The sequence below is a fragment of the Halomonas salinarum genome (assembly GCF_012062845.1).
Classification (GTDB): domain Bacteria; phylum Pseudomonadota; class Gammaproteobacteria; order Pseudomonadales; family Halomonadaceae; genus Onishia; species Onishia salinarum.
Map to the genome: position 1 here is coordinate 1 of NZ_WWNB01000038.1, position 3,148 is coordinate 3,148.

General features: G+C 57.4%; 4 protein-coding genes. 2 read left to right on the forward strand and 2 right to left on the reverse strand.

Going from position 1 to position 3,148, the window contains the following annotated elements:
• Positions 1–133, reverse strand: a 133-nt coding sequence (locus HF027_RS15345) for a transposase family protein (RefSeq protein ID WP_168017049.1), incomplete at its 3' end; no start/stop codon positions are given.
• 103 nt (positions 134–236) lie between these two features.
• Here HF027_RS15345 and HF027_RS15350 point away from each other — a divergent pair.
• Together HF027_RS15350 and HF027_RS15355 are read left to right on the forward strand one after the other, a co-directional pair.
• A complete protein-coding gene (locus HF027_RS15350; protein ID WP_168017139.1) occupies positions 237–1,502 on the forward strand; it encodes a DEAD/DEAH box helicase in 1,266 nt (421 codons plus the stop codon).
• A gap of 177 nt (positions 1,503–1,679) precedes the next feature.
• Complete coding sequence (locus tag HF027_RS15355; RefSeq protein ID WP_245184883.1) at positions 1,680–2,678, forward strand: site-specific integrase; 999 nt, start codon at positions 1,680–1,682, stop codon at positions 2,676–2,678.
• Between the two features lie 125 nt (positions 2,679–2,803).
• On the opposite strand, the gene HF027_RS15360 is transcribed toward HF027_RS15355, so the two are convergent.
• The gene (locus tag HF027_RS15360) at positions 2,804–2,953 is read right to left on the reverse strand and encodes a hypothetical protein (protein WP_425338684.1); all 150 of its coding nucleotides are present in this window, start codon (positions 2,951–2,953) and stop codon (positions 2,804–2,806) included.
• Positions 2,954–3,148 lie beyond the last annotated feature (195 nt).

A 3,148-nucleotide genomic window follows, 5' to 3' on the forward strand; every position in this document is an offset into this window, starting at 1 on the left:
CCCAACCCTCGGCACCACAAATCACCGCACAGACGGTCAGAAACAGGATATCCGATAGCTGATGCTGCACTTTCCAAGCCTGACGGAAGTCGGGAACGATCGATAAATGGTGCATGAGAGACGGTGTCAGCATGGGTCATCCATGAGCAAAAGACGTTAGATGGCCACATTAGCTCCTACTGGTAAAGCGCTACGAAGCCCGTCGTAGAGCGGTTTTTCATGCGTTTTCCCTGTCCATGAACGGACGCCTGGGCGCGGCCGGTGCGGCCTTTACCTACCATGCCTTGCATCATCGCCTGAATGAGCTTCAACAGCTCAGCCGGCAGGGACGCGTGCTGTTGGTCTGGGATGAAAGTCACCATGCGGCCAGTCATACGGGCAACATGGCCGGGGCCAACCAATGGGGATTGGGATTACTGGCACTGGAACGGCTGGTGCGTTTTACCTTGGCGCTCTCGGGTACACCATGGCGCTCGGATGGTAGCTGCCTGCCGTTGCTTCGCTATATGGAGACCACCCGCGACGATGGCCCTTCAGAAGATGACCAGGATACAGCCACGCAGCAACATCAGCTGGTGCCGGATTTTGTCTACTCGTTGCAAGAGGCAATTGTGGATCGGGTTTGCCGCTACCCACGTGTCCATTTGATCGACAACCGCGATATTCAGCTATCGACGTTTCAGCCCAAAGAGCAGCAACGGGCGACGCATCACTACGCCAGCATCCCTCACCTGCTGCGTCACCCGGCCGTCAGTTACTCGGCATTGCTCAGGCACACCGAACCGCTGGCGCATGTGTTGTCTCTGGGTTGCCAGCGGCTGGCGCAGTTGCGTCAGCACGATCCCGATGCGGCGGGGTTGGTGGTCGCGTCAGACATTGCGCATGCCGAAGACCTAGCGGAGCACCTGGAAGACCTTGGCCAAACCGTGTGCCTGGTCACCAGCAAGTCACCGAATGCCCATGCACGGCTCAATGCCTTTCGAGACGCCCAGACCCCTTGGATTGTATCGGTTGGCATGGTCAGCGAGGGCGTCGACATCCCCCGCCTTCGCGTCTGTTGCTACTTGAGCCACGTCCGCACTGAGCAATATTTCCGTCAGGTGCTGGGACGCATCATTCGCCGAGAGGACACCGATGATGCCGACTGCTACCTCTATGCGCTCAACGAACCTTACCTACGCCGTTATGCCCGTCGTATCACGGATGATCTGCCAGATGATCTGGCCTCGGTCACGCTGAGTCAGGCGTCTCGCGGGGCGGACGCAAGGCGGGACTATCCTGGCCATCTCCCTGACGATGAGCCCGATGCCTCAGACCTCCCAGCCGTGGGTGAAAACGATAACGTCTACGCCAACCCCGAGATAACGGCCAATCCGAGTTCACCCGAGGTGCAGCTCAGCATGGGCGGTGATGCCAATCACTCCATCGCAACAGATCCCGACTTGGCATTCTCACAGGCGTTTATCGCCCGGCTCGTTGCCCTCCGGCTGCCCTCCTCTTAGCGAGGGCCATCCCGTGCCGCGTTCGACCTGGTACCTCCTGATGTAGTCAGCAGCAGGTATCCGTCATGGGCGTCAGGCGCACAGGAATCAGCCGGGCTAAAGGTTAATCCCCATGCCTGCCATGCATGAGGGAGAAGCGACGTCATCGAATAAGCAGGTAGTAGAACAGGGGGCAATATGAAACGGACATCACCGCGACATCAGACGACTGACAACCCGTACACAGCCAGCGACAAGAAAAGCATAACCGGCCATTCTGAAGGGCTGACCTCGGAAGCACGACGGTTACTGGCGGAAAGTGTGTCGCCCAATACCGTGCGTGCCATGCGCGCCGACCTGCGGATTTATCATCAAGCGGGGGGCCAACTGCCGGCCACCGAAACGCAAATCGCCAATTACCTCTCCAGCCAGAATGCATTGGGCAAAAAGCCGGCCACCCTTTCACGCTATGCCAACTCGTTGCATATGTGGCACCGCTATATGAACCTGCCATCTCCGGTTAAGACCATGGCCGTGAGAAGCGTATTGCGGGGAATCAACAAAACACGCGATCGCCGACAGGCTTCAGCCCCTGCCCTGCGGCTACGCGAGCTTCATACACTACTCGATGCACTAGACCGACATTCGCTCCATGGCCTGAGAGACAGCGCCCTGTTCGCCCTTTGCTTCTATGGTGCCTTTCGCCGCAGCGAGATCGTTGCCATGGAACTTGACGATATTGAATGGCGCCCACAAGGCATTACCATCACGCTTCATCAGAGCAAGACCAACAAAGGTGGCAGAATCGAAACCAAGAGCATCATGCGAGCACCGAGTGACACTCGCTATTGCGCCGTCACCCTGCTCGAGGAATGGCTCAGGGCATCGGGTATTCAAGGCAAAGCTGTCTTTCGCGGCATCAACATCAAGGGCGATCTGCATTCTGATGGGCTGAGCGCTCATACCGTATACCTGCGGATGAAGCAGGGTCTTGAGAAGGCGGGGTTGTTGGAGAAAGGCTATTCGCCGCACAGCTTTCGTGCAGGATTCATCACTGAGGCGCATTTGCGGGGCAAAAGCGATATTCAAATCAAGCGAATAAGTGGGCATCGCAGCCAAGAGACATTTGAACGCTATATCCGCATCGCCGACGATTTCGAAGATAGTGCCGGGGATTTCTTTTCGCTGGATAAGTAAGACGGCAATGGCGCTATCCGTGGCCGTGATGCTTTTCACTCCGGGTCAGACCAAACAAAAACGCCTGACCAATATGGCCAGGCGTTTTTGATGTCCGGGGCGGCGGTGCGCCGTCTTGGCGTGCATCAGTCGACCAACACACGCTCCAGCCACACCTGAGCATCGTGAATCAGCATATCCAGGTGATCGGCACCCCGGAAGCTCTCGGCATAGAGCTTGTATAATGGCTCGGTGCCACTGGGACGAGCGGCAAACCAACCGTGAGTGGTTTCCACCTTGACGCCGCCAATCGATGCCAGGTTACCTGGGGCTTTGGGTCAGCACAGATGTCACCGAATCCCCTGCCCTGTGTATCAACCTGAATCCATACACCGGCTCAGTGAGTTAAGCTCAATATCAGAGCCCGAGGTTCAGGAGTCCGTATCATGCCTAAACCGCCAAGCGAGCTGCCCGACCACCAGGTCACGCCC

Bases quoted from the DNA above. Each gene is read 5' to 3' on its own strand.
- HF027_RS15350 (WP_168017139.1), top strand. From the start codon at position 237: ATGAACGGACGCCTGGGCGCGGCCGGTGCGGCCTTTACCTACCATGCC.
- HF027_RS15355 (WP_245184883.1), top strand. From the start codon at position 1,680: ATGAAACGGACATCACCGCGACATCAGACGACTGACAACCCGTACACA.